A 25,460-nucleotide genomic window follows, 5' to 3' on the forward strand; every position below is an offset into this window, starting at 1 on the left:
TCTACTTCTCTACAAGCTAAAACAGCATCTTTTTTAATACAATTGTAAAAATTGTTTTTTCATACGGTTTACTAGAAAGATGAATTTTTCCGTCCATCGCTTCCACAAGCCGTTTCGTAATCGTTAATCCGAGACCGCTTCCTTGGTACAATCTATTTCTTGAATCTTCAAGTGTGTACATACGCTCAAACACTTTATCAATATGAGATTCATCAATTCCTTTTCCTGTATCCCATATATCTATATACACGCTCGTGTCATCATCTCTTAACGTCATACCGAGTGCCTTTCCATCGTCTCCATATGTAATCGCATTTGATATTAAATTATTCAATACCCTACCTAATACTTCCACATTTCCAAGTGCGTATATATTTCTTTCTGGTATATCAATATGAACCTGAAAACCTTTCGTCGTCACTAAATCATAAAATGATAAAATCTTCTCGCGACAAACTTCATTCATATTTACTTTTGTCATTTCAATTGCTTTGTCACCAGATTCTAATTTCGCTAAATCAAAAAACTTATGAATTAGCTCCATCACTTCTAGTGTTTTCGTATGCACTTTCTCAAGTAATATTTGTTGTTCTTCTTTATTCATCGTTTTATCCTTATTTAACATTTCTGTATATCCAAGAATAACTGTTAGTGGTGTTTTCAAGTCATGCGAAATATTTGAAAGCATTTTTCTCATCGAAATTTCTACTTTTGCATGATCTGCATTCGTTTTCTGTTTTGCATCTAATAATTGATTAATTGCCACTAATAATTTTTGCAATTCTAGATCATCTGTCATAACGAGTAACGTCTCGCCTGTTTTTTCATTTACAATACTTTCTAACTTTTCATATGTGTATCGTAAATTTTTACTACTATTTTTTCTCATTTTATATTGCATATAAATAACACATAACAATATAAAAATAATACCTATTAACAAATTGATCATATTACATCACTTCCAGCTTATAGCCGATGCCCCATAACGTTTTAATATATTCTGGATTAGATGGATCACTTTCGATTTTCTCACGCAATCTTCTCATATGAACATTAATGACGTTATCGTCACCGTAATACTCTTCGTTCCAAACTAACGTGTATATTTGTGCTTTCGTAAATACACGATTTTGATTTTTTACGAACAGTTTTAAGATCTCAAATTCTTTTAAAGTAAGTTTGAGAGGTTTCCCGTTTTTTTCAACCGTAAAATTAATTGGATCGATTGTTAAATCACCAATTTGAATCATTTTTTCTTCTGTTGATTCTGTAGCCGAATATTTCGTAGACCTCCGAATACCTGCCTTTACACGTGCAGCTAATTCAATCATAGAAAATGGCTTACAAATGTAATCATCTGCTCCAAGTCCTAATCCAACAGCTTTATCAACATCTGTATCTTTTGCCGACATCATTAAAATCGGAACTGCACTTTTTTCTCGAATGATTCGTACAACCTCTAAGCCATCTAGCTTTGGCATCATAATATCAAGGATAATCAAATCAAATGAACCTTTTAAATATGTGTTCACGCCTTCTTCTCCATCAGACGCAATTGTTACTTGAAAGCCCTCTTTTATTAAATACTTTTCCACCATCTCTTGAATTGAGATATCATCTTCAACTAATAAAATATGATGTGACATATGTCTATCCCCTTTTTTACAAACATTAGCATTTTAATTGTATCGTAACGAATGAATACTGTGAAGAATTATATGAATTTTCAAACCAACTTCCCTTCCTTCCCTAACAATGATATGATGAAATTTACTACGATAGTTCATAATTAACTTTATATAAAGGAGACTTATCATGTCAGAAAACAAAAAAGTAAGCTTAGCTGATTTAATGCGTGAACAACTTGCAAAGAAAAAGCAAGGTAACGGTAATGGTCAAAATGCCAAAAATCAAAGCCAAGAAACAAAAAAATTACAAAACCAACAAACAAAGAAAACAAACAACCAACGTAGACGTACAGGTGTGTAAATGAACGGACAAAAACGTTCTAATATAGCACCCGGTCTTGAAGTTGATATTGTATTAAAACAAGATCAACGAACAGGCAAATTAACACGTGGAATTGTAAAAGATATTTTAACAAACTCCCCTTCCCATCCGCATGGCATTAAAGTGCGATTGCAGGACGGGCAAGTCGGTAGAGTACAAAATATCGTTCAATAAGAAAAGGAGCTCAAGTAAACTCGAGCTCCTTTTCTTTATTAACCTTTAATTTTCTCGATGAAAACTACTTTTAAATAGTCTCCTTCTTTAAATTGATCAATGGTACGGAAATCTTCTGGTAAAGAATGTTCTTCTAATATTTTATATTTGCCATTCATTTCTTTAAAGGCTGTATCGATAAAGCCTTTAAACTTTTTCATATCGAATGCGCTACAATTTGTAGAAGCAACGATAATACCGTTATTTTCTGTAATAGCAATTGTTTCTTTTAATAAATTTTTATAATCTTTTGCTGCACTAAATGTATATTTTTTTGAGCGTGCAAAGCTTGGAGGATCAAGTACGACCATATCAAATTTCATTTTTTTCTTCGCTGCATATTTGAAGTAAAGAAATACATCTTCTACAATAATATCTTGCGCTTCATAATCAACTTCATTTACACTAAACTGCTCAATCGTTTTACTTAAACTACGATTTGCAAGGTCGACACTCGTCGTTTTGCTCGCTCCGCCAAGCGCTGCAAATACAGAAAAAGCACCTGTATAAGAGAACATATTTAACACGGTTCTTCCCTTTGCATACTTATCACGAATTTGTTTTCGAACGTTACGCTGATCTAAAAATACACCAACCATCGCTCCGTCATTTAAATAAACAGCAAAGTTCACACCATTTTCTTTTACGATAAGCGGGAACTCACCACGCTCTCCTGCTACGAAATCATCACCCTCAATATATTTCCCTTTCGTATCAAAACGCTTTTTCTCATAAATACCTTTAAAGTTTGCTACTTTTTGAAGAGCGGCTATAATCTCATCTCTGAAAGTATAAATCCCTTCACTATACCAACTTACTACGTAGTAGCCATCATAATAATCGATAATTAGTCCTCCAAGACCATCACCTTCACCGTTTAGGGCGCGGAATGCTGTCGTATCACTTGATTTGTAAAATTGCTTTCGTTTATGTAAGGCAGATTTTATTTTACTTTCAAAGAAAGACTGATTAATTTGTTCACTCTCTTTTCTCGTTAAAATCCAGCCGTATCCTTTATTTTGTTTTCCATAATAGCCTTTTCCGATAAATTGGTTCTTCTCATCTACTACTTTAATGATTGTTCCTTCTTCCTGAACATCATTTAAATTTTGAATCGCATCTTTTAAAATAAGCGGATATCCACTTTTAATTTCTTTTATAAATTTCGGTTTTATTTTTACAGTTACTTCTGATCGCATATAATAACTTCCTTTCCATTTGCATGCTTTCTCTACAGGAAGCATTTAAAAAACGAGACTGAAAAAACAGCCTCGTTTCACTATACCATATTATTGCTTTGCTAGTACAACTCGCTCATTCTCTCGCTTAACTGCCACATATTTACTACATTTTGAACTGGAAATCTTACTGTCCAATATAATATAAAAAACTTTTATATTTCACATTTAGCATTGACAATGATAATGATTTTCATTATCATTTAATGTATATGAGTTCTCGAAAATAAAGGCTATATTTAATAGGAGGAATAAACATGATTATTGTTACAAATACAGCTAAAATTACAAAGGGAAATGGACATAAATTAATTGAGCGTTTTAATAAAGTAGGTAAAGTTGAAACGATGCCAGGCTTTTTAGGTCTAGAAGTTCTTTTAACGCAAAATACAGTTGATTATGATGAAGTAACAATTAGCACTCGCTGGAATGCAAAAGAAGATTTCCAAGGTTGGACAAAGAGCGCTGCATTTAAAGATGCTCACTCACATCAAGGCGGAATGCCAGAATATATTCTTGATAATAAAATTGCTTACTATGATGTAAAAGTTGTACGTATGCCAATGGCTGCAGCACAGTAAAAACAGTCCTTTTTTAAAGTATAGAATATGAGAAGCGTTATCTATCACTTCTCATATTCTATACTTTTTTCTTTAATTTCTTTTTATTAATTTTGCGTGTACAACTAGCCTTCCAGCCTCTGGATCAAGCGCATAGTCACAAGTAGAAAGTGTTACGATTTCATCATTAGCCGTCAATTCCGTATCCGTTTTGTACAGTGATTTTTCTTGAATTTCCTTTAAGAACGATGTATATGCTGCATCATTTTCAAAATCCGTTTCAATGTAATAAAAGTCCGTTGTTGTCGTGTATACTGAAAAAACTTCCACGTCGTATCCTTCAAATAATGTATCGTAATATAATTTACGATGAGACATAAAAAAGTCTTCATCCAACATCTTTTTTAAACTACCAAACATAGAACCGTCTTTCATACGATGGCCATATAAAATCGTATTTCGATTTTGAGATTTCACATCATTACGATGGTCCATAAAAATGCTTCCCGCTCTCATATCTTCACCTTTATAATTACGAAATAAATAGTAATCATTATCTTTTGCTTGAACGATTGGATAATTAATTTGTGTATCATCCATCGTAATCCATCCGACTATCTCTGGATTAATTTTCTGGAGATCCTGAAACTGTTTACGTACCTCTCCATCTTCTGATTTTTCTTCCATTGGACTTCTTTTATAAATATGTTGTGCCTCAGCCATTACTTTACGATTTTCATAATAATCCATGAAAATCCCGCCCAACTCATACATTGAATAGAAAAAGATTCCTAAAAACACAATTGTAAGTATGCGTTGAAAAAAAGAATTCTTTTTCCGTCCTTTCTTACTATTCAAATTATCACCTCAAAACGGATTATGCTCAGCCTTTAGATTCCCATAGGTACCATGTACAATCCGGTATCTTCATCCTGCTTTACAATGACATCTACACCATATATTGCTTTAACCATTTCTTCTGTTATTACATCATTAGGATTACCTTTCGTAATGATTTCTCCATCTTTCATAACGATAATATGGTCGCTATAACGAATGGCTTGATTAATATCATGTAATACCATTACAATCGTTAGTCCATGCACTTCATTTAACTCTTTCACTAACTCTAATATTTCTAGCTGATAGTAAATATCTAAATATGTGGTCGGCTCATCTAAGAAGAGCATTGGTGTATTTTGAGCTAATGTCATTGCGATCCAAACTCGCTGCCTCTCTCCACCAGATAAAGCATAAATTGGCTTATCACGCTTACTTTGTAAATTCGTACATACTAGCGCACGCTCAATCGCTTCTCTATCTTCATCTGTTTGCGGAGAGAATATATTTTTATATGGCATACGCCCGAAGCTTATTAGCTTTTCCACTGTAATATCTGCTGGAGCCTCATTTTGTTGATGGACAACCGCTAGTTTTCTAGCAAACTCTTTCGGTTTATATTCACTAATCGCTTTCCCATCAAGTATTACTTCTCCACTGCTAGGAGCGTGGTTTCTAGACATGACACTAAGTAATGTTGATTTCCCACATCCATTCGGTCCAATGATTGTTGTAATTTTCCCAATTTCTATTTCACTACTAACAGACTTTAATCGATTTGTTACGTTATCGTATGAAAAGGTTACATTTTTAATTTCCATGAACTTTATCACTCTTTCTAAGCAAGAATATTAAGAATGGACCACCAATAACCGCCATAATTGTTGCTGCTGGAATTTCGTTAGGTGGCACAATTAACCTTCCAATCGTATCTGCCGTCAAAATTAATAACGCCCCTGCAAGAGCAGAAAATGGAATTAATACTTTATGGTCTGAACCGACTAATTGTCTTGAAATATGCGGAACTAGTAATCCTACAAAAGCAATAACACCTGCAATCGCTGTTGATACTGCCGCTAAGAGTACTGCAATGGCAGAAATAATAAGACGAACTCTCGTCACGTGCAAGCCTAAGTTTTTCGCAGTCTTATCTTGTAGCGATAATAAGTTACACCAAGCTCCTACGAACAGAGCAAGAATAAGACCAATCGTTCCATAAGTCACCATTATTTCTACATCGCCCCACGTCTTCATTGTTATGTTAGAAGTCGTCGTTTGCTTAATACTCTTAATAAAATATCCACAAATCGTAACGAATGATTCATTTAATCCAGTAAACATTGCATTAATGGCAATACCAATTAAAATAATGCGAAGCGGGCTTAATCCTGATTTCCATGAAAACGAATAAACGAGATAACATGCAAGCGCACCACCTAAAAAGGCGAATACGGGTGTCCAGAAAAAGAATTGCGGGAACAACGTAATAATAACAAGTGTCATAAAACTTGCTCCTGAAGATATACCGATTACCCCAGCATCAGCGAGTGGATTTTTCATAACAGCTTGAAAAAGCACACCTGAAACAGCGAGAGCCGCTCCAGTGAACAACGCAATAATAATACGCGGAAAACGTAAATCTTTAATGACTTCAACATCTTCATTTCCACCTGTAAATATCCCTTGTACAAGTTCAACAATACCTACTTCTAAACTACCTTTCATCGCTGACAATGATGTCATAACAATAAGCAATGCAGTAACAATGAGGAAACTCCAAGTTTTTTTATTCATTCTACTCTTCCTTTATATTAAAATGCATCACGGATACATCATTTTTTTCAATTCATCTAATGCTTCAATTGCTGCTAAATTGCCTGTCGTTCCAAATAAACGCTCTTCTAAATCGTAAACACGGTTATTTTTAACCGCAGCAAAGTGTTTCCAAATATCATTTGTTTTAAATTCTTTATCAAACATTTTTACAACTTCATCAGGCATACCATGAGCTGCTCGTAAAATAATATCTGGATCAGCTTTCTTTAAATACTCTGTATTAGAAGCTAAATATTCTACTTGTTCACCTTGCACAATATTTTTACCACCTAGTTGTTTCACTAAATCTCCAATATAAGAATGCTCTGTTGCTACTAAATAACTTCCCGGCACACCTAATAAAATAAGCACTGTCGGTTCTTTCTTTCCTTTTACTTCTTTTTGAATGCTAGCAACCTTTTTATCTAATTTAGTTACTACTGCTTCGGCCTGTTTTTCACGCCCATATTTCTTACCTAAATCGCTAATAGAACTTTGCATATTTTTCAAGCTCGTTAAATCTAAAAAGTTTGCTTTCATACCCACACCATCAAAAACTGGCTTTAATTCATATTCAAGTGTTGTCACAGATAACACTTCTGAAGGCTTTAATGACTTTACCTTTTCCATATCTGGACTCATTGGATTCCCAACTTCAGGTAAACCTTTATATCGCTTCGGTAAAGTTTTAGAACTTGTTGGAACGCCGACTAAATCTACTTCTAACGCATCCATAATTTCAGTAACAGCCACTGTTGTTGCAACGACGCGCTCTTTACTTTCACTCTTTACCTGCTTTGCTGATTCTTTTTTTGGTGATGAGCACCCGGCTATACTCATTAACAAAATGATAGCCATTAGTACACTTGCAATTTTCTTCACTCTCAATCACCACTCCTTTCCATACAATATGAAACAAGTCTTGATGCATGCGAACATGCATCAAGACTCCAAAAATTACAATCTACCTGCTCTATATTTACGAACTAGTAAAGCAAGTGAACCTAGCAGTAACACCATGTATAAACCAAGTTGTGCTGTATCTGCAGTTTTTGAGTTTTTCTCTTTTTTCGAATCATTTTTTGTATCTTCTTTTTTCTTGTGACCATCTGCATTTCGATTAAAATCAGGAGTACCTACTGTTTTTACATTATCTACTTTCGGTGTAGTCACTGGATTTTTCGGTTCATTTTTCAGTTCCTCTTTAAGAGTTCCTAACGCGCCGATATTATTTGTATCAAATTGAATTTGTACATCGTAGAAATGATGGTAGTTCATCTCATCGATGTCTACCTTTACTTTTGCGTTTAATTTTTTAAATAGATCTTCTACTTCAAACTGTACTACTCGCGTATTTGCATTTTTATCTTCGCTTACTACTTTCGCATCAGCGAATAGTTCATTGTTTTCCGCTTGGAATTTCGTAATCCACGCACTATTTTTCAGCGTCATCTCAATATATTTTTTACCATCTTTTACGATTAATTTCGCTGGATTTACAACATAGTCATGCATCTTTGAAATCTCATCTGTTTTATCTTTTAATACTTTAAATGTAATATCATATTGGCCATCTACTAAATTTTTCGAATCAACTATTACTCTCGGTTTATTATTTTCATCTTGGTTGTTGTTTCCACCTTGGTTGTCGTTTCCGCCTTGGTTGTCGTTTCCGCCTTGGTTGTCGTTTCCGCCTTGGTTGTCGTTTCCGCCTTGGTTGTTGTTTCCGCCTTGGTTGTCGTTTCCGCCTTGGTTGTTGTTTCCGCCTTGGCTATCTAACGGCTTAATGCTACCTTTATCAAATGCAAATTGAATATCGTAAAAATGGTGATAATTCATTGAATCGATATCTACTTTTACTTTTGCATTTAACTTTTTTGATAAATCTGGTACTTCTACTTCCACTACGCGTGTATCAGCTTTTTTATCTTCACTTATTACATGTGCATCAACAAACGAACCATTTTTCTCAAATTCAAATTTTGTAATCCAAGAACTGTTCGTTAACGTAAATGATACATACTTCTTACCATCTTTTACTTTTAGCACACCTGGACTTTTTGTATATGTGTTCATCATTGAAATTTCGTCTGTTTGATCTTTTAATGCTTTGAAATTGATGCTGTATTCACCATCTTTAATTGTTTCAGCATCTGATTTTTTATTTTCATCTGGTTTTTCTACTTCTGGTTGTTTCTCTTCATTTTTAATTTGTTCAAGTTTATCTTGTTCAAATAAAAGTTGTACATCATGCGTTTGCTTATAATTTCTTGATGCCATTTCGATAAATACTTTTGTATTTAGTTTTTTAGATAAATCGTTTACTTCAAACTCTACTACTCTTGTATCTTTTTCCGTATCCTCACTTACTACTTTTGCATCAACAAATGTGCCATCTTTTTCCGTTTGAAAATTTTTAATTAATGAGCTACTTTTTAATGTTACAATTGCTTTTTTCTTACCGTTTTCTACTTTTAATACTCCTGGATTTACCATGTAAGTATTCATCTTAGATTCTTCATCTGTTTGATCTTTTAACACTTTAAATGGAATGCTGTACGCACCATCTTTAATTGTGTTAGAATTTGGTTGTTGATCTGGGTCAGGCTTTTGGTCGGGCTTCTGACTTGGATCCGGTTTTTCATTTGGATCTGGCTTATTAGCTGGGTCCTCTTTTTCATTTGGTTGTTCCACATGAATTGGTGTAATACTATTTTGATCAAATGCAATACGAACGTCGTACTCATGATGATAATTTAAAAAATCAATATCTACTTTTACTTTTGCATTTAATACCTTCTCTACATCTTCTACATCAAATTCTACTACTCTTGTATCTTTTTCTTTATCTTCACTAATTATATTTGTCGCAACTAGCTTACCTGCTTTTTCTGTTTCAAACTTCGTAATCCATGAACTATTCGTTAATGTAAAGGATACTTTCTTTTTCCCATCCTTCACTTTTAAAGTCCCTGGGCTTACTGAATATTGATTCATCATCGATTCTTCATCTGATGTATCTTTTAAAACTTTGAACCCAATTGAATATTCACCGTCAGCCAACTTGGTAGCTGCTTGAACTGCAAGTGGTTGTAATGTTGATACGAATGTAAATATCATTAAAAACATAGCAACAATAATTTTTGTATACCTGTTCAATGGAACGACTCTCCCTTTTGAAAATTATTTAATACTGCTCCCATCAAATACAAAGCGAATATCATACGAAGCATTATAATTAATAATTGGAATATTAATTTTCACCTTTCCATTTAGTTTTTTTGACAAGTCAGCAACTTCAAATTCTACTACTCTAGTATTATCTTTTTTGTTTTCACTTAACACGGTTGTTTCTACAAATTGACCATCTTTTTCTACTTGGAAACTTTTAATAGAAGCACTATCTTTCACTTTAAATGAAACGTATTGTTTTCCATTTTTAACTGTTAATGTTGCTGGGCTTTCAAAATAACTATTCATTCTAGACGATTCATCTTTATCGCCTTTCCATACAGTAAAAGCAATATTATATTTTCCATCAGCTAGTTTTGTAGCAGCCTTTGCATCTTGTAAACCTAGTGTTGCGATAAACGTAAATAAAACAGCAAATACGGCAATAATCATTTTAAATTGTTTAAACATATATTCATCACCCTTCAAAAGATTTATTTACTCAACTTCACTTTACGAATTAAGAAAGCACCTGAAATAAGAATTAACGCTGCAAACAATCCAATACGTGCTTCATCGCCTGTTTTTGGGTTATCTGTTTTTTCAGCTTTTCCATTTTCATTTTTTGTTTCTTTGTTCACTTCTTTAGCTGTTTCCTTACTCTCTACTTTTGTTTTCTCTTCTTTTACTTGTGTATCTGTTTTCGCTTGATCATTATTTTTTTTTGTAGCAGCTACGCCGTTATCGCCACCTACAGCTTTTACATTTGCATCAAATGCAAAACGAATTGTGTAGTGGTGGTCATAGTTTGCATTTGGTACAACAACATGAATTTTTACAGCTGCCGGTTTGGATAAATCATCTACTTTAAACTCTACTGTTCTTTTATCTGCCGATTCATCTTTACTAACAACTTTCGCATCAACAAAATTCCCATTCTCTGGTGCTTTAAATTCTGTAATCCAAGCACTATGATTCATCGGAACTTGTACTCTCATCTCACCGTTTTTCACTATTAATTTTGCCGGCTTTTCAAAATAGTCATTTGCCATTGAAGCTGAATCATTTTCCGCTTTTTGAATTACGTAATTAATATCGTAAGTACCATCAGCTAGTTTTGCTAAAGCATTCCCGTATGGCATTACAAGAAAAGCTAGCATACATACGAACGTTATAATAAAAGCGGGTAATACAGAAACCTTTTTCATTTTTCTTGTTTCCTCCTTGGTTATCTTTTATTTCACTTCTTGAAAATGATAATTATTCTCAATTTATAAGAAAAAAAATAATCTCTTCTACCTATTATTTAATTAGCATTCTTTTATGTAACATAAGTATTATTGATTATCATTCTCATTTAATGTTAAAAATAATATCTCACCCTATTCCTTATACGAAGGCATAGAAACTGAGAAAAAATGATAAAACGTATTTATTGATTATCATTCTCAATGCAAATCAAAAAAAATAAACTATCTCTTCTCCTCTTCTTTCACCTCTTCCCATAACAACACTATAGTTATAGAAACCCCTTTTCCCTCACTTCCCTTCCAATATTTCCACAACTAAGTCAATCTTAGCCTACTCATAAATTTTTTGTCAACTATATTACGTATAAAATTTTTAATATCTGAATTTCTCTATATGCTGCTTTTTTTACAAAAAAAGAGACTTTCTGTTATAGAAAGTCTCTTTTCTCTATTTCTCTACAGCAATTTCCTGCTTTTGAAACTTAGAAACTATATAACCAAATCCTATACCGATTATCCCTGGAACTAACCAACCAATTCCTACACTATATAATGGAATCTTATCTAAAATAGGTGCTAGCGCTGCAATTTGAAGGTTTGCATTGTGTAATCCATCAAAGAAACTTATTGCAAATGCTCCTACAATCCCGCCCACATACATCGCTAATGGAAGACGAACGTAGTTTTCAACAAGTGATAATACGATAAGTACGATTCCAATTGGATAAATTGCGATTAAGATTGGTAATGCTAATGCATTTAACTGAGTTAACCCAAGGTTTGCTACCATAAATGCTAATACACAGAAAATGAAAACGACTTTTTGATAAGAAAGCTTTGGTAATAAGGAAGAGAAGTAATCACCACAAGCTGCAACAATACCTACAGAAGTTGTCAAACATGCTGCTGTAATTGCGATCCCTAATAATAAAGTTCCGTAGCTACCAAATAAATGATTCACGACATTTGTTAAAATAATTCCTCCGTTTGCACCCATTCCAAGTGACACACTAGAAGCTCCAAGATAAGCAAGTGCTAAATACACAAGTAGTAGACCAAGCGCTGCAATAAATCCTGCAAAGATTGTTACTTTTGCAATACTGTTTTTATTTGTAATGCCTTTTTCTTTTAACGCATGAATTACAACATTTCCGAATACCAGTGCTGCAAGTCCATCTAAAGTTAAATATCCATCAATAAATCCTTTGAAGAGAGGAGCACTATACGCTTCTGTCGGTGCACCAAATTCTCCAATTGGTGTAATAAGTGCTTTACCTACGATAATTGCAATAACAGCTAATAATATTGGAGTTAGCACCTTACCAATACGACCCACTAATTTCGAAGGATTTAAAGCTAAATAGAAAGTGACTGCAAAGAAAATAAGTGTAAAGATAACAAGTGGATATGACTGACCAGCTATCTCACTTGGTAAAAACGGTGCAACACTCATCTCATAAGCTACTGTTCCTGTACGCGGCACACTTACGAATACGCCTAAACATAAATAAATTGCAGTGATAAAAACAAGTGCGAATATAGGATGTACACGTCCTGCTAGCTCATTAATATCTCCCTTTAAAGCTATAACAATTACTCCTAATAAAGGTAGTCCAACGCCTGTTACGATAAAACCAAACAGCGCGATCCATACGTCCGTTCCAGCACCTTGCCCTAACGCTGGTGGAAAAATCATATTACCTGCACCAAAAAACAGTGCAAATAACATTAAACTTATTGCAAACATCTCTGAAAACTTTAAAGATGATTTCATTTCTACTAACCTCCTAAAATGATAAATTAACAAAATATTCTGAATTGAAATCCGTTACATATCCTCTTTCAAGCATACTTCCCCGTAAAAGAACGCAAAAAACACCCGTCCCTAACAAAGGGACGAGTGTTGAAATCGTGGTTCCACCCTTATTCTAATAAAATGAATTTATAACGAAATACGCTCATTTTATAGCTCGTGTAAATTGATAACGGTTTTATCCGCCAAGAATTACAATGCATCATGTATGCAGTTCACTCTTGAAGTTTAGAGGTGGTAAGCTTGTCTTTTCGTATTAGGAAGCTCACAGCCTAAGGCTTCCCTCTCTGAGAATCGTAAAATACAACTCATGTCCTCATCATTACTTTTATAAAATATCTTGTCGAAACTTGTTGCTTTTTATTATATGGGCTATTTTTTAAAAAATCAATAGTTTTATTTTTTCTGACAAAAAAAATATAGGGAGAAAATTTTCCCTCCCTATAACTGCCCTATTAAAATTTCTAACTCTTCAGCCGTAACGCTCCGCCACTTTCCAACTTCAAGCTCATTTAGCTCTATATTCATAATGCGTACTCGCTTTAGCTTTATTACAGTAAACCCGAAAGCTCGACTCATTCTACGAATTTGCCTGTTCATTCCTTGCGTTAAAACAATACGAAATGTTGATTGATCGACTCTTGTCACTTTGCACGGCTTCGTCATTCCATCTTTAATCTTTACACCGCTGGACATCTCATCAATAAACCAGTCCGTAAAAGGTTTATCGACTGTGACAACATATTCCTTCTCGTGCTCATGATCACCATGTAAAATTCGATTCGCAATGCCGCCGTCATTCGTTAATAAGATAAGTCCTTCCGATGCTTTATCTAATCGTCCAACTGGAAAGATTCGCTCTGGATAATTGATATAATCAATAATATTATCTTCAATATGATCAGCTGCTGTACAAGTAATTCCGACTGGTTTATGAAAGGCTATGTACACCTTTTCTTTCTCTTCTTTTACAATAACTTGCCCATCAATCGTTACAACATCACCATCGCTCACAAGTGCACCGTGCGTACATATTTCACCATTAATAGCCACGCGTCCAGCTTTAATGAGGCGATCTGTTTCACGTCTGGAGCATGATTTTGCTTCGCTTATGTATTGGTTGATTTTCATGTTCTATTCCTTTTCACATATATTAAAAGCGTCAATCTATGGCAATATCATTCTGCCACGATTGACGCTTTTTCACTTCGCAAAAACAACTAAATAAATAACCCCAATCACCAAAAATATTCCGCAACAAGCTAACAATACTTTTGCAAGTTTGTCCATAAACATATAATGGTTTCCCCTTTGTTTCGTTGTTTTCTATTTTAATTCGACAACTGTTACGCCTAGGCCTCCCTCGCCCATGTCACCGTAACGGAAGGTTTTTACACCACGATGCTTCTTCAAATAATCTTGTACACCTTGGCGAAGTGCTCCTGTCCCCTTACCGTGAATAATTGATACGCGAGGATAGCTTGCAAGCTGGGCATCGTCTAAGTATTTCTCAACGCGCGCCATTGCATTTTCAAATCGTTCACCACGAAGGTCAAGTTCTAATGAAACGTGATAGTCTCTACCTTTTACCGTTGCAACTGCTTTTTTCTCTATTTGCTTCGGTGTGTTAATGTATTCCATGTTAGATTCTTTTACTTTCATCTTCAGAATACCGATTTGTACGCTCCACTCAGTATCGCTTACTTTTTCAAGTAATTGACCTTTTTGACCGAACGTTAATACTTTTACTTCATCACCTGCACGTAACTGTTGCTTCGGCGCAGTGTTTTTCACGTTTACTTTTTGTTTCTTAACAAGCTCTGGTGCTGCGCCTTCTAGACGGCTCTTCGCTTCAATTAACTCGTGATCTTTCACGTTTGCAAGCTGTGCTTTACGCAATTGACGAAGTTCTTGAATAATGCCTTCTGCTTCTTTCTTTGCGGCTTCGACTTTTTCTTCCCCTTCTTTTTGCGCTTTTAATAATCGTTCATCGCGATCTTCGTTAAATTCAATGATTTGACGTTGTAATTCACGATGAAGTTTTTCAGATTGTTTGCGAAGTGCTTCTGCTTCGTTCCAGTCACGCTCTGCGTTCTTCTGGCTTTCTTCTAACTTCGCAATCATATTTTCAATTTTATTCGTATCTGTACTAATGTGGTTGCGTGCTTGGTCAATAACGCGATCAGATAATCCAAGACGTTTCGAAATTTCAAAGGCATTACTACGGCCTGGTACACCGATTAATAATTTATAAGTTGGACTTAATGTATTTACATCAAACTCAACACTCGCATTAATAACTTGCTCACGGTTATATCCGTATGCTTTTAATTCTGGATAATGCGTCGTTGCAACAACGCGAGCACCGCGATTACATACTTCATCTAAAATCGAAATTGCTAGTGCAGCACCTTCTTGTGGGTCTGTTCCAGCACCTAATTCATCGAATAAAACTAAGCTTTCAAAATCAGCTTTTTCTAAAATATCAACGATGTTCACCATATGTGAGGAGAACGTACTTAAACTTTGTTCAATCGATTGCTCATCACCGATATCAGCAAATATATTTTTAAACACACAAATCTCTGACTCATCCATTACTGGAATGTGAAGACCAGATTGCGCCATTAAAACACAAATACCAACTGTTTTCAGCGTAACTGTTTTACCACCTGTATTCGGTCCTGTAATAACAATTGTCGTGAAATCTTTACCTAACATAATGTTATTTGGCACAATAATTTCTGGATCGATTAGCGGATGGCGAGCTTGTCTTAAATCCATATAACGCTCGTTATTTACGATTGGTTTCGTTGCTTTAATTCGCTTCGCATAAAAAGCTTTCGCAAAAATGAAATCAAGATTCGCAACTACTTCTACGTTTGATAAAACGATATCAGCTTCTACTGCCACTTCTTCTGTTAGCATCAATAAGATGCGTTCGACTTCTTGTTTCTCTTTCACACGAGCTTCTTGCAGTGCGTTATTTAATTCTACAATGACTTGCGGTTCAATAAATAACGTTTGTCCAGAAGCTGATTGATCGTGAACAATACCACCATATACGCCGCGGTATTCTTGTTTTACTGGGATTACGTAACGTTCGTTACGAATCGTTACAATCGAGTCAGACAGCATCTTTTGCGCGTTTGAAGAGCGCGTCATATTTTCTAACTTTTCACGAATACGGCTTTCCGCAGTACGAATTTGAGTACGAATCCCACGCAGTTTATCACTTGCGCTATCCACTACTTCACCGCCGTCACCGATACAATTTGTAATTTTCTTTTCTAAATCATATAAAGATACAATTTGAGCGACGTGAGTTTCTAAAATCGGAAGCTCGACACCGTTATCAGCCATATCTTCAATGAAACGTTTCATATTACGACTACCATACATCGTATTCGCAATATCAAGTAATTCATTTGGACTTAACATACTCCCAATTTTTGCACGCTTCACATTTGAGCGAATATCCGTAATACCACCTAATGGTGCACTACCTTTTAAACGAATAACTTTCGCTGCTTCATCCGTTGTATCTTGCATTTCTACAATTTCTTCAAAATCAGTGCTCGGCACTAAATGCTTCACTTTGTCACGGCCAAGTGAAGAGGCTGTATGTTCAAGTAATTGTTCTTTTACTTTATTGTATTCTAATACACGCAACGTTCTTTCTAACATGTTGCAGGTCCCCCTTGTGTTACTTATTACGTTTAATATAGTCTAATAAACGTTCAATATCCCATGTGTTAATCACGTTATCTTTTTGAATCCAACCTTTACGTGCTGCTGCTACACCTGTTTCCATATCTTCTAACATTTCAAGTGTATGAGCATCTGTATTAATCGCTACTTTTACACCAGCATCTTGTGCTTGTTTTAATAATTTTGCGCTTAAATCTAGACGGTTCGGATTCGCATTTAATTCTAAAACTGTATTTGTCTCTTTTGCGAGTTCAATTAATAAATCTGTATCTACATCATAACCCTCACGGCGCCCGAGAAGACGTCCTGTCGGATGAGCAATCATTGTGACATGTTTATTCTCAAGTGCAGTACGCAGACGCTTCATGATCGTTTCACGGTCTTGTGAGAAGCTAGAGTGAATCGCTCCAATGACATAGTCTAATTCTTCTAATACTTCATCATCAAAATCAAGCGAGGCATCTGGTAAAATGTCCATTTCAATTCCGCGTAAAATTGTAATGTCTGGATACTTTTCATTCATACGTTCAATTTCTTTCGCTTGCTCACGAAGACGCTCTTTCGTTAAACCATTCGCTACTTTTAAGTATTGCGAGTGATCAGTAATCGCCATAAACTTATATCCACGAGCACGGCACGCTTGTACCATTTCTTCAATAGAAAAAGCACCGTCACTCCAAGTTGTATGCATATGTAAATCACCTTGTATATCGGAAAACTGAATTAAGTTCGGATACTCTTTAATTAATTCAATTTCTTTTCCATCTTCACGCACTTCTGGCGGAATAAATGGTAGACCGAAATGAGCAAAGAAGTCTTCTTCAGTCTCAAATGTTTTCACTTCACCTGTTTCTAAGTTCTCTACACCGTACTCACTAATTTTCTCGCCTTTATCTTTTGCGATTTGACGCATTTTCACGTTATGGTCTTTTGATCCTGTGAAATGGTGAAGTGTTGTAATAAACTCTTCTGGTTTTACTAAGCGGAAATCGATTGAAATATCATATTCATATTGAAGACGAACAGAAACTTTCGTATCCCCACTTGCGATTACCTCAATCATATTATCGAATTGTAGTAAATGCTCACGTACCGCTGCTGGTTCTGTCGTTGCAATGATAAAATCTAAATCTTTCACTGTTTCACGAACACGGCGCAAACTACCAGCGCGAGAGAAACGAATTACTTCAGCAATATTCGACAATTTCTCCTCTATTTCCCCGGCAATAGGCAATACCATCGCAATTGGTAAACGCTCTGGACGAGAGCCTACTTGATCGATTGCTTCTAATATTTTCTCTTCTGTCTTCTTACCGAAACCAGCTAAAGCTTGTACTTTATTTTCCTCACAAGCAGCTTTTAACGTCTCCATATCAATAACGCCTAGCTCTTTATATAACTTAGCCACCTTTTTACCACCAAGACCTGGTAGTTTTAATAACGGCAATAAGCTACTCGGTACTTCTTTTTCAAGTTCTTGTAATACTTCAGATGTTCCCGATTCTATATATTCTTGAATAACGGCTGCTGTTCCTTTTCCGATGCCCGGAATCTTTGTGAAGTCTTCAATCTCAGAAAGACTACGATCGTCACTTTCTAATGCTGCTGCCGCTTTACGAAATGCAGATATTTTAAATGGATTCGCACCCTTTAGTTCCATAAAAAGCCCGATTGTCTCTAATAATTTGATAACTTGTTTTTTATTTACTTTCATCATTACCCCGCCTTTCTTTCATAGAAAAAAACTTCTCTTTCCGAAAAAAGAGAAGTTATACTCTGCTACCTGTCTGCCATAGTTCCTTCACCTTTTCAGATAGAATCGGTGTATCGTCTACAATTATTTTGCTAATTGATGATTTTTGTAATGGTGTTTGTACTTGTTCAATCGGAAGAATGTTTCCAATGATAATTAAGACAAACAAAACAATATATACTTCTAAAAATCCGAGGATTGCCCCCGCAAACGCATTTACTTGCTTTAAAACCGGTATTTCTGCAAACATATTTAACAAATTACCAAGTAATGAAAGTGCTATTTTTGTAATAATAAACAATATGATAAACGCAAGCGCTTGATAAAATACTGTCTCAATATTATTTGCATCAATCCATTCTGGAACAGATACGTTTTTATCAAATGGATACGGAATAAATTTCGCAAGTGCTGGCGCTAAATCTTTACAGTACCAGTATGCAACAAGGTATGCGATAATAAAGCTTGTTAACTTCACAAGTTGCAGAATAAACCCTCTGCGTAAGCCGAGGAAAAATCCCATAACAAGCAGTAAAATGATAATAATATCAATCATGTTATTCCATTCCTTTTTTTGTCATACTTTCTTTCAATTTCTCATGTTCTTCTTTTAATTTTATGTAATCGTGTATGACGTTTACCGCCGTCAATACCGCTAGTCTACTCGTGTCAAGCGAAGGATTCTTGGCATTGAGTTCGCGCATTTTATCATCCACAATCGCTGCTACCATGCGGATATGACTTGTACTTTCATCGCCAACAACTGAATATTGCTGACCATAGATTTCTACATTAATTCGACTTTTCTTTCCCTTTTGTTGTGACAACTCACCGGCCTCCAATCACGTACAGAATCCTAAAGTTTATCATACCATGAACCTTCATAATATGGAAACAGAAAGAACAATCCGATATGATAAAAATAACAATATAAAAAAAGGGGCGACCATTATGTCAAATTCTATCGTAATTCAAACAAATTCTACAGTAATTGAAGACATGAAACAACAATATAAACATTCGCTTACCCCGAAAATTCCGCAAGGCGGTATCTTTATGGCTAAGGTGCCATCTTGCACGATTACAGCGTATAAATCTGGAAAAGTAATGTTCCAAGGAGGCCGCGCTGAAGCAGAAGCTTCTCGTTGGCAAACTGTCTCTCACGCGCCAAAAACAGCTGTAAAAAAATCTGTCGATTCCCATCGTTATGCGCCGCCTACTTCCATCAGTACAATGTCTATTGTAGGGTCTGATGAAGTTGGTACGGGAGATTTCTTTGGACCGATGACAGTCGTTGCTGTATATGTGGATGCGAAGCAAATTCCACTACTAAAAGAACTTGGTGTAAAAGACTCTAAAAACTTAAATGACGATCAAATTACTGCCATTGCGAAACAACTTCTACACGTTGTTCCTTACAGCTCTCTTGTCCTTCATAATGAAAAATATAACGAGCTATTTGATAAAGGAAACAACCAAGGTAAGTTAAAAGCCTTGCTACATAATAAAGCTATTACAAACTTATTAGCGAAAATGGCACCTACAAAACCTGAAGGCGTCTTAATCGATCAATTCACACAACCTGATACATACTATAAATATTTAGCAAAACAAAAACAGGTACAGCGTGAAAATGTTTATTTCGCTACGAAAGGTGAAAGCGTCCATTTAGCAGTAGCCGCTGCTTCTATTTTAGCTCGCTACTCATTCGTAAAACAGTTTGACGAACTAAGTAAAAAAGCTGGTATGCCACTTCCGAAAGGTGCTGGTAAACAAGTTGATATCGCTGCTGCTAAATTAATTCAAAAGCTTGGTAAAGAACGATTACCCGAGTTTGTGAAACTGCATTTCGCTAATACGGAGAAGGCGCTTCGCTTATTAAAATAGTATCGACAAAAACAGGAGCCTACAAACTCCTGTTTTTTGTTTCATCCTACTATTGTCCTTATAGTTTTGTTATAATTATAATATACAGATTATTCTAACATAGGAGGAGATCTACATTGCTACTTCTACAAATGATTCTAAATATTTTACTAGGCGATCCACACGAAAGACAGTTCGAAATTAGAGAAAACATTCAGCTACTAAGTGAACAACCAGCGTTCAACGATTTAATAGAGCGTTATGGTCGATCTTTCTTATTAAACTTTCGGATTCGAAGATTTATTGGGAAACACGATGCACGCTTGTTAATACATAATCCAGCAAAACTACAACACTTCTGTGAAGAACTTGAATGTATGATTAGAAAAAGGAGGTTTTTCATATGAACGCTGTAAAAGTTAAAAAGGTACTATATGCTTTCGTACACCTCGTAGGCCCACTTTCTTACCTCACTATTTCTATCATTTGGGGAGCTTTTTTCACTACTAAATCCACATTCGAAAATATATCTGATAATCTTGGCGTGATGGCCATCTATTACGTGTTCATAAGTTTACTGTGGTTTTTCTATTTAGATCGATTAGACAAAGACATAAATAAGATTACAAAAGAAATTAACGATAATAAGATGTAACACATAACAAAGGAGAGCCCTTAAGACTCTCCTTTGTTATGTTAGCTTCGTTTCTGCTTCTTATTTGATGAAGATACTTTATGAGAACCTGTTTCATGTGTCGTCGTTCCTTGTCCTTCAACTTCTGGAGAACCTAGGCCCGATCTTGAATGATCTTTTTTCACTTTTTTACTCATTTATATTCACCCCTTCGCGTTACTTTTTGCTACGAGGGAATAAACTATACAATATGTAAAATAAAAAGCGAGAGGAAATCCTCTCGCTTTTTTTCATATTTTAGAATTCAGAAGAACCTGGAGTTCTTGGGAATGGAATTACGTCACGGATGTTAGCCATACCAGTGATGTACATTAGGAAGCGCTCGAAACCTAGACCGAATCCAGCGTGTTTTGTACCGCCGTATTTTCTAAGTTCTAAGTACCACCAGTAGTCCTCTTCGTTCATACCTAATTCTTTAATTCTGTCTACTAAAACGTCCATTCTTTCTTCACGTTGGCTTCCGCCGATTAATTCGCCGATGCCAGGAACTAGAAGGTCAGTAGCAGCTACTGTTTTACCGTCTTCATTTAAACGCATGTAGAATGCTTTAATGTCTTTCGGATAGTCAGTTACGAATACAGGGCGTTTGAAGATTTCTTCTGATAAGTATCTTTCGTGCTCTGTTTGTAAGTCAATTCCCCATTCTACTGGGTATTTGAAGTCAGCACCTGATTCTTGAAGCACTTTAATTGCTTCTGTATATGTGATGCGACCGAAGTCAGAGTTGATTACGTTGTTCATGCGCTCTAGAACTGTTTTATCAACGAAGCTGTTGAAGAATTCCATTTCTTCTGGAGCATGCTCTAATACGTATTTCATTGCATATTTCAGCATATCTTCTGTAAGGTTCATTACGTCACCTAGTTCAGCGAATGCAATCTCAGGCTCAACCATCCAGAACTCAGCAGCGTGACGAGTTGTGTTTGAGTTTTCTGCACGAAATGTAGGTCCGAATGTGTATACATCACGGAATGCTAATGCATAAGCTTCAGCGTTCAGCTGTCCACTTACTGTTAAGTTTGTTTCTTTACCGAAGAAGTCTTTTGACTCATCAACTTTTCCGTCTTCACCTTTTGGTAGGTTATTTAAATCTTGCGTTGTTACGCGGAACATTTCGCCAGCACCTTCTGTATCACTACCAGTGATGATTGGTGTGTGGACATGTACGAATCCACGCTCTTGGAAGAATTGGTGAATCGCAAATGCTGCGATAGAACGTACGCGAAACGTTGCAGAGAATGCATTTGTTCTTGGACGTAAGTGAGCGATTGTACGTAAGTATTCAAACGTATGACGCTTCTTTTGAAGTGGGTAATCAGAATCTGATAAGCCCTCGATATCAATTTTTTCTGCTTTAATTTCAAATGGTTGCTTCGCTCCCGGCGTTGCAATTACTTTACCTTCTACTTTAACTGAAGAGCTAAGTGGAAGTTTTGCAATTTCTTTGAAGTTCTCTAATTCTGTATCGAAAACGATTTGAACGCTTTTAAAGAAGCTACCGTCGTTTAATTCGATGAAACCAAATGCTTTTGAATCACGTAAGTTACGAATCCACCCTGATACTTGTACTGTTTGATCTGCATACTTTTCTGTATCTCTATACAGACTTTTTACTAATGTGTTTTCCATAGTGAAATTCTCCTTTGCTCATATATTTAAATACAAAAAAACCTTTCATCCATAAAGGGACGAAAGGTTAAACTTCGCGGTACCACCCAATTTGTCATAAAGACCAACTTTAACTCGTATGTAATACATACTTCCCGGTTTGTAACAGGCCGGATTCCCGTCTAAGTCTACTCTTGAATACAAAATTCAATTTCGGTTAGCAACTCCAAGGTGTTCTTCACATATACCGCCTCATCAGGCTCTCACCGTCCCTGACTCGCTTTGGATTATAGTATATACTACTTTTCCTTATCATCGTCTTTCATTTTGTTAAACTAAAATTAATGTACTACATTCGAGAGAAAGATGCAAGGTGTCGGAAAATATATGAGCGATTTTTGTAATATATCGACTTACCGACAGCGTCCGACAACCAATCCAATAAAAAAATTGCCGGAATGAATCCGGCAATTTTCTAATTACTTACGTAACTCCGCACCGAATTTCTCTTCTACCGTTGTTAATACACGGTTATGTGCTTCTGTTACTTCTTCGTCTGTTAATGTACGTTCTGCATCGAAGTAAGTCATAGAGAATGCAAGTGATTTCTTGCCTTCTTCCATTTTTTCACCTTCGTATAAGTCGAATAGTGTTACGTCTTTCAGAAGTTCTCCGCCAGCTTCAGCAATGACTTGCTTCATTTCACCAGCTTTTGTTTCTTTTGTTACTACAACAGCCATGTCACGTGTCATAGATGGGAAACGTGGAATTGCTGAGTAGTAAGTTTCCTCAGCGTCTGCACCGAATACTTTTACAAGAGATAATTCAAATACGAATGTATTTTTCACATCTAATTGTTTTTCTGCTTCTGGGTGCAATTGACCGATGAAACCAATTACTTCGCCATCTAATACGATGTCAGCTGTACGGCCTGGGTGCATACCTTCACGTTTTGCTGGTGCATATGTGATTTGATTTGAAACGCCAAGCACGTCGAATAGTCCTTCTAGTACACCTTTCACAACGAAGAAGTCTACTACTTTCTTCTCACCTTGCCATGCATGGTGAAGAGCAAGACCTGTCATAACACCTGCAAGATGTTGTTCTTCTTTCGGAAGTTCTCCTTCTTCTGTCGGTAAGAAGATAGAACCTACTTCGTATAAAGCAACGCTGTCGTTTTTACGAGCGACATTGTATGAAACTGCTTCTAGTAATTGCGGTACTAAGCTTAAACGAAGTTGGCTACGTTCTTCACTCATTGGAAGTGCAAGACCTACAGGCGCCTTTTCGTTTGGCTCAACCATATATTGTTTCGCTTTGTCAGCGCTTGTTAATGAATACGTAATTGCTTCATATAAACCAGCACCCTCTAAGAAGCGGCGTACTTTACGACGTTTCGTTTGTGCTGATGTTAATTTACCACGAGTCATCGTTCCAGAAGGTAATGTAACTGGAATGTGGTCATAACCGTATAGACGGCCCACTTCTTCTACTAAGTCTTCTGAAATTGTAATATCAGGACGACGTGCTGGTACATTTACATGGAATGTTCCTTCTACTTCTGTAAATGGGAATTTCAAGTTTGTGAACATTGTACCCATTTCACTCGCAGAAATATTTGTACCTAATACACGGTTTACTTTTTCAGCAGTAACAGATACTGTACGCTCTTGTACTTGTAAGTTGTCAGCTTCTACTACACCTTCAAGTGCTTCACCGCCAGCATATTTCGCCATTAAAGCAGCTGCGTGTTGAATTGCTTCAAATGTACGTGTTGGATCGATTCCTTTTTCGAAACGTGCACTTGATTCACTACGAAGACCTAAGTCTTTTGATGTACGACGTACTGTTTGACCTGCAAAGTATGCAGACTCAATTAGAACGTTTACTGTCTCATTTGTAACTTCAGAATCCGCCCCGCCCATTACACCAGCAACAGCTAAAGCTTTCGTGCCGTTTGTAATTACAAGATGGTGGCTTTGTAATGTACGCTCTTGATCATCTAACGTTTCAATTTTTTCGCCTTCTTTTGCAAGACGAACAACGATTTCTTTTGAACCTAATTTATCGTAATCGAATGCATGTAACGGTTGACCGTATTCCATTAAAATGTAGTTTGTAATATCAACTACGTTGCTAATTGGACGAATGCCAGCTGCCATAAGACGAGTTTGCATCCACATTGGTGACGGACCAATCTTTACGTTTTTAACCATTTTTGCAATGTATAATGGGTTTTCTTCTTTCGCTTCTACGCTTACAGAAATATAATCAGAAGTTTTTTCTGCTGTTTCTTGTAAGTCGATAGCTGGAAGTTTTACTTCGCGGCCATAAATAGCAGCTACTTCGTAAGCAACACCTAACATGTTTAAGCAATCTGCACGGTTTGGTGTTAAGCCAAGCTCAAGTACTTCATCGTGTAAGTTTAAAATTTCAAGTGCATCTGCACCAACTTCAGCGTCACTTGGGAAGATGAAGATACCATCTGCGTATTCTTTTGAAACTAACTTTCCATCAATACCAAGCTCTTGAAGAGCACAAACCATACCGTGAGAAGCTTCACCGCGTAGTTTTGCTTTTTTGATTTTGAAGTTACCAGGAAGTACAGCTCCAACTTTTGCAACTGGTACTTTTAAACCTTTTGCAATGTTAGCAGCTCCACAAATAATTTGAACTGGCTCTTCTTCACCGATATCGATTAAGCATTTGCTTAATTTATCAGCTTCTGGGTGTTTTTCACATTCTAATACGTGACCAACTACAACACCTTTTACACCTTTATTTAATACTTCAACGCCTTCTACTTCAATACCACTTTTCGTGATTTTGTCTGCTAGTTCTTGTGCTGTTACATCTTTAATATCTACATACTCTTGTAACCAACGATATGATACGAACATATTTATCCTCTCCTT

General features: G+C 35.9%; 25 protein-coding genes and 2 other annotated features. Of the genes, 6 read left to right on the forward strand and 19 right to left on the reverse strand.

Annotation, left to right across the window (positions count from 1 at the left end; translation table 11 throughout):
- Nucleotides 1–16: 16 nt before the first annotated feature.
- Nucleotides 17–952, reverse strand: coding sequence for a HAMP domain-containing histidine kinase (locus MHB52_RS23455; protein ID WP_044796492.1), 936 nt, complete (start codon nt 950–952; stop codon nt 17–19).
- Between the two features lies 1 nt (nt 953).
- Nucleotides 954–1,649 (reverse strand): response regulator transcription factor, encoded by a 696-nt coding sequence (locus tag MHB52_RS23460; RefSeq protein WP_016118692.1) that lies wholly within the window; start codon nt 1,647–1,649, stop codon nt 954–956.
- 169 nt (nt 1,650–1,818) lie between these two features.
- On the opposite strand from MHB52_RS23460, the gene MHB52_RS23465 reads away from it, so the two are divergent.
- Complete coding sequence (locus MHB52_RS23465) at nt 1,819–1,992, forward strand: hypothetical protein (protein ID WP_001293578.1); 174 nt, start codon at nt 1,819–1,821, stop codon at nt 1,990–1,992.
- The gene (locus MHB52_RS23470; protein WP_001014310.1) at nt 1,993–2,187 is read left to right on the forward strand and encodes a YwbE family protein; all 195 of its coding nucleotides are present in this window, start codon (nt 1,993–1,995) and stop codon (nt 2,185–2,187) included.
- Nucleotides 2,188–2,225: 38 nt separating this feature from the next.
- On the opposite strand, the gene MHB52_RS23475 is transcribed toward MHB52_RS23470, so the two are convergent.
- Nucleotides 2,226–3,425 carry a class I SAM-dependent rRNA methyltransferase gene (locus MHB52_RS23475; protein WP_016118693.1) on the reverse strand — a complete coding sequence of 400 codons (1,200 nt, stop codon included), beginning with the start codon at nt 3,423–3,425 and terminating at the stop codon, nt 2,226–2,228.
- 296 nt (nt 3,426–3,721) lie between these two features.
- Between MHB52_RS23475 and isdG the strand changes: the two genes are divergently transcribed.
- Complete coding sequence (gene isdG / locus MHB52_RS23480) at nt 3,722–4,045, forward strand: heme oxygenase (protein ID WP_000587818.1); 324 nt, start codon at nt 3,722–3,724, stop codon at nt 4,043–4,045.
- 72 nt (nt 4,046–4,117) lie between these two features.
- Here isdG and srtB read toward each other — a convergent pair whose 3' ends face one another.
- The 13 genes from srtB to zapA all read right to left on the reverse strand — a co-directional run bounded on the left by srtB (nt 4,118) and on the right by zapA (nt 19,204).
- The gene (srtB, locus tag MHB52_RS23485; RefSeq protein ID WP_001086121.1) at nt 4,118–4,882 is read right to left on the reverse strand and encodes a class B sortase; all 765 of its coding nucleotides are present in this window, start codon (nt 4,880–4,882) and stop codon (nt 4,118–4,120) included.
- A gap of 32 nt (nt 4,883–4,914) precedes the next feature.
- On the reverse strand, nt 4,915–5,685 hold the full coding sequence (locus MHB52_RS23490; protein ID WP_000403761.1) for an ABC transporter ATP-binding protein: 771 nt from the start codon (nt 5,683–5,685) through the stop codon (nt 4,915–4,917).
- Nucleotides 5,675–6,658, reverse strand: coding sequence for a FecCD family ABC transporter permease (locus tag MHB52_RS23495; RefSeq protein ID WP_001036848.1), 984 nt, complete (start codon nt 6,656–6,658; stop codon nt 5,675–5,677). The genes MHB52_RS23490 and MHB52_RS23495 overlap by 11 nt, the downstream gene beginning before the upstream one ends.
- A gap of 27 nt (nt 6,659–6,685) precedes the next feature.
- A complete protein-coding gene (isdE, locus tag MHB52_RS23500) occupies nt 6,686–7,567 on the reverse strand; it encodes a heme ABC transporter substrate-binding protein IsdE (protein ID WP_002098036.1) in 882 nt (293 codons plus the stop codon).
- A 69-nt stretch (nt 7,568–7,636) separates the two neighbouring features.
- A complete protein-coding gene (locus MHB52_RS23505) occupies nt 7,637–9,838 on the reverse strand; it encodes an NEAT domain-containing protein (RefSeq protein ID WP_340767843.1) in 2,202 nt (733 codons plus the stop codon).
- Nucleotides 9,839–9,862: 24 nt separating this feature from the next.
- Nucleotides 9,863–10,321: an NEAT domain-containing protein gene (locus MHB52_RS23510; RefSeq protein WP_000476165.1), complete on the reverse strand. Its 459-nt coding sequence runs from the start codon at nt 10,319–10,321 to the stop codon at nt 9,863–9,865.
- Between the two features lie 23 nt (nt 10,322–10,344).
- Complete coding sequence (gene isdC, locus MHB52_RS23515; protein WP_061663238.1) at nt 10,345–11,058, reverse strand: heme uptake protein IsdC; 714 nt, start codon at nt 11,056–11,058, stop codon at nt 10,345–10,347.
- 490 nt (nt 11,059–11,548) lie between these two features.
- Complete coding sequence (brnQ6, locus tag MHB52_RS23520; RefSeq protein WP_000842650.1) at nt 11,549–12,874, reverse strand: branched-chain amino acid transport system II carrier protein BrnQ6; 1,326 nt, start codon at nt 12,872–12,874, stop codon at nt 11,549–11,551.
- 115 nt (nt 12,875–12,989) lie between these two features.
- Nucleotides 12,990–13,245 (reverse strand) — a binding site (T-box leader).
- Between the two features lie 109 nt (nt 13,246–13,354).
- Nucleotides 13,355–14,044: a 23S rRNA pseudouridine(2604) synthase RluF gene (locus MHB52_RS23525; RefSeq protein WP_061663239.1), complete on the reverse strand. Its 690-nt coding sequence runs from the start codon at nt 14,042–14,044 to the stop codon at nt 13,355–13,357.
- A 195-nt stretch (nt 14,045–14,239) separates the two neighbouring features.
- Nucleotides 14,240–16,600 (reverse strand): endonuclease MutS2, encoded by a 2,361-nt coding sequence (locus MHB52_RS23530; RefSeq protein WP_061663240.1) that lies wholly within the window; start codon nt 16,598–16,600, stop codon nt 14,240–14,242.
- Between the two features lie 19 nt (nt 16,601–16,619).
- Nucleotides 16,620–18,338: a DNA polymerase/3'-5' exonuclease PolX gene (gene polX, locus MHB52_RS23535; protein WP_000867517.1), complete on the reverse strand. Its 1,719-nt coding sequence runs from the start codon at nt 18,336–18,338 to the stop codon at nt 16,620–16,622.
- A 55-nt stretch (nt 18,339–18,393) separates the two neighbouring features.
- The gene (locus MHB52_RS23540; protein ID WP_000565412.1) at nt 18,394–18,933 is read right to left on the reverse strand and encodes a CvpA family protein; all 540 of its coding nucleotides are present in this window, start codon (nt 18,931–18,933) and stop codon (nt 18,394–18,396) included.
- A 1-nt stretch (nt 18,934) separates the two neighbouring features.
- Nucleotides 18,935–19,204: a cell division protein ZapA gene (gene zapA / locus MHB52_RS23545; RefSeq protein WP_000082701.1), complete on the reverse strand. Its 270-nt coding sequence runs from the start codon at nt 19,202–19,204 to the stop codon at nt 18,935–18,937.
- Nucleotides 19,205–19,328: 124 nt separating this feature from the next.
- Between zapA and rnhC the strand changes: the two genes are divergently transcribed.
- The 3 genes from rnhC to MHB52_RS23560 all read left to right on the forward strand — a co-directional run bounded on the left by rnhC (nt 19,329) and on the right by MHB52_RS23560 (nt 20,898).
- Nucleotides 19,329–20,264: a ribonuclease HIII gene (rnhC, locus tag MHB52_RS23550; protein WP_016118699.1), complete on the forward strand. Its 936-nt coding sequence runs from the start codon at nt 19,329–19,331 to the stop codon at nt 20,262–20,264.
- Nucleotides 20,265–20,380: 116 nt separating this feature from the next.
- Nucleotides 20,381–20,650 carry a hypothetical protein gene (locus MHB52_RS23555; RefSeq protein ID WP_000925537.1) on the forward strand — a complete coding sequence of 90 codons (270 nt, stop codon included), beginning with the start codon at nt 20,381–20,383 and terminating at the stop codon, nt 20,648–20,650.
- On the forward strand, nt 20,647–20,898 hold the full coding sequence (locus MHB52_RS23560) for a hypothetical protein (RefSeq protein WP_000994758.1): 252 nt from the start codon (nt 20,647–20,649) through the stop codon (nt 20,896–20,898). Before MHB52_RS23555 ends, MHB52_RS23560 begins: the two co-directional genes overlap by 4 nt.
- Nucleotides 20,899–20,939: 41 nt before the next feature.
- On the opposite strand, the gene MHB52_RS23565 is transcribed toward MHB52_RS23560, so the two are convergent.
- The 3 genes from MHB52_RS23565 to pheT all read right to left on the reverse strand — a co-directional run bounded on the left by MHB52_RS23565 (nt 20,940) and on the right by pheT (nt 25,445).
- Nucleotides 20,940–21,074, reverse strand: coding sequence for a YuzL family protein (locus MHB52_RS23565; protein WP_000039590.1), 135 nt, complete (start codon nt 21,072–21,074; stop codon nt 20,940–20,942).
- A gap of 100 nt (nt 21,075–21,174) precedes the next feature.
- The gene (gene asnS, locus MHB52_RS23570) at nt 21,175–22,566 is read right to left on the reverse strand and encodes an asparagine--tRNA ligase (RefSeq protein ID WP_000432177.1); all 1,392 of its coding nucleotides are present in this window, start codon (nt 22,564–22,566) and stop codon (nt 21,175–21,177) included.
- Nucleotides 22,567–22,618: 52 nt separating this feature from the next.
- Nucleotides 22,619–22,870: a binding site (T-box leader), on the reverse strand.
- A gap of 154 nt (nt 22,871–23,024) precedes the next feature.
- Nucleotides 23,025–25,445 carry a phenylalanine--tRNA ligase subunit beta gene (gene pheT, locus MHB52_RS23575; protein WP_000498191.1) on the reverse strand — a complete coding sequence of 807 codons (2,421 nt, stop codon included), beginning with the start codon at nt 25,443–25,445 and terminating at the stop codon, nt 23,025–23,027.
- Nucleotides 25,446–25,460: the final 15 nt, after the last annotated feature.

Origin of the sequence: Bacillus sp. FSL K6-0073 (genome assembly GCF_038006085.1) — a bacterium.
Lineage (GTDB): Bacteria > Bacillota > Bacilli > Bacillales > Bacillaceae_G > Bacillus_A > Bacillus_A cereus.

What these genes read in the sequence shown, in the direction of transcription:
- MHB52_RS23455 (WP_044796492.1), bottom strand. Translation starts at nt 952, where the DNA reads ATGATCAATTTGTTAATAGGTATTATTTTTATATTGTTATGTGTTATT.
- MHB52_RS23460 (WP_016118692.1), bottom strand. Translation starts at nt 1,649, where the DNA reads ATGTCACATCATATTTTATTAGTTGAAGATGATATCTCAATTCAAGAG.
- MHB52_RS23465 (WP_001293578.1), top strand. Translation starts at nt 1,819, where the DNA reads ATGTCAGAAAACAAAAAAGTAAGCTTAGCTGATTTAATGCGTGAACAA.
- MHB52_RS23470 (WP_001014310.1), top strand. Translation starts at nt 1,993, where the DNA reads ATGAACGGACAAAAACGTTCTAATATAGCACCCGGTCTTGAAGTTGAT.
- MHB52_RS23475 (WP_016118693.1), bottom strand. Translation starts at nt 3,425, where the DNA reads ATGCGATCAGAAGTAACTGTAAAAATAAAACCGAAATTTATAAAAGAA.
- isdG (WP_000587818.1), top strand. Translation starts at nt 3,722, where the DNA reads ATGATTATTGTTACAAATACAGCTAAAATTACAAAGGGAAATGGACAT.
- MHB52_RS23490 (WP_000403761.1), bottom strand. Translation starts at nt 5,685, where the DNA reads ATGGAAATTAAAAATGTAACCTTTTCATACGATAACGTAACAAATCGA.
- MHB52_RS23495 (WP_001036848.1), bottom strand. Translation starts at nt 6,658, where the DNA reads ATGAATAAAAAAACTTGGAGTTTCCTCATTGTTACTGCATTGCTTATT.
- MHB52_RS23510 (WP_000476165.1), bottom strand. Translation starts at nt 10,321, where the DNA reads ATGTTTAAACAATTTAAAATGATTATTGCCGTATTTGCTGTTTTATTT.
- isdC (WP_061663238.1), bottom strand. Translation starts at nt 11,058, where the DNA reads ATGAAAAAGGTTTCTGTATTACCCGCTTTTATTATAACGTTCGTATGT.
- brnQ6 (WP_000842650.1), bottom strand. Translation starts at nt 12,874, where the DNA reads ATGAAATCATCTTTAAAGTTTTCAGAGATGTTTGCAATAAGTTTAATG.
- MHB52_RS23525 (WP_061663239.1), bottom strand. Translation starts at nt 14,044, where the DNA reads ATGAAAATCAACCAATACATAAGCGAAGCAAAATCATGCTCCAGACGT.
- MHB52_RS23530 (WP_061663240.1), bottom strand. Translation starts at nt 16,600, where the DNA reads ATGTTAGAAAGAACGTTGCGTGTATTAGAATACAATAAAGTAAAAGAA.
- polX (WP_000867517.1), bottom strand. Translation starts at nt 18,338, where the DNA reads ATGAAAGTAAATAAAAAACAAGTTATCAAATTATTAGAGACAATCGGG.
- MHB52_RS23540 (WP_000565412.1), bottom strand. Translation starts at nt 18,933, where the DNA reads ATGATTGATATTATTATCATTTTACTGCTTGTTATGGGATTTTTCCTC.
- rnhC (WP_016118699.1), top strand. Translation starts at nt 19,329, where the DNA reads ATGTCAAATTCTATCGTAATTCAAACAAATTCTACAGTAATTGAAGAC.
- MHB52_RS23560 (WP_000994758.1), top strand. Translation starts at nt 20,647, where the DNA reads ATGAACGCTGTAAAAGTTAAAAAGGTACTATATGCTTTCGTACACCTC.
- MHB52_RS23565 (WP_000039590.1), bottom strand. Translation starts at nt 21,074, where the DNA reads ATGAGTAAAAAAGTGAAAAAAGATCATTCAAGATCGGGCCTAGGTTCT.
- asnS (WP_000432177.1), bottom strand. Translation starts at nt 22,566, where the DNA reads ATGGAAAACACATTAGTAAAAAGTCTGTATAGAGATACAGAAAAGTAT.
- pheT (WP_000498191.1), bottom strand. Translation starts at nt 25,445, where the DNA reads ATGTTCGTATCATATCGTTGGTTACAAGAGTATGTAGATATTAAAGAT.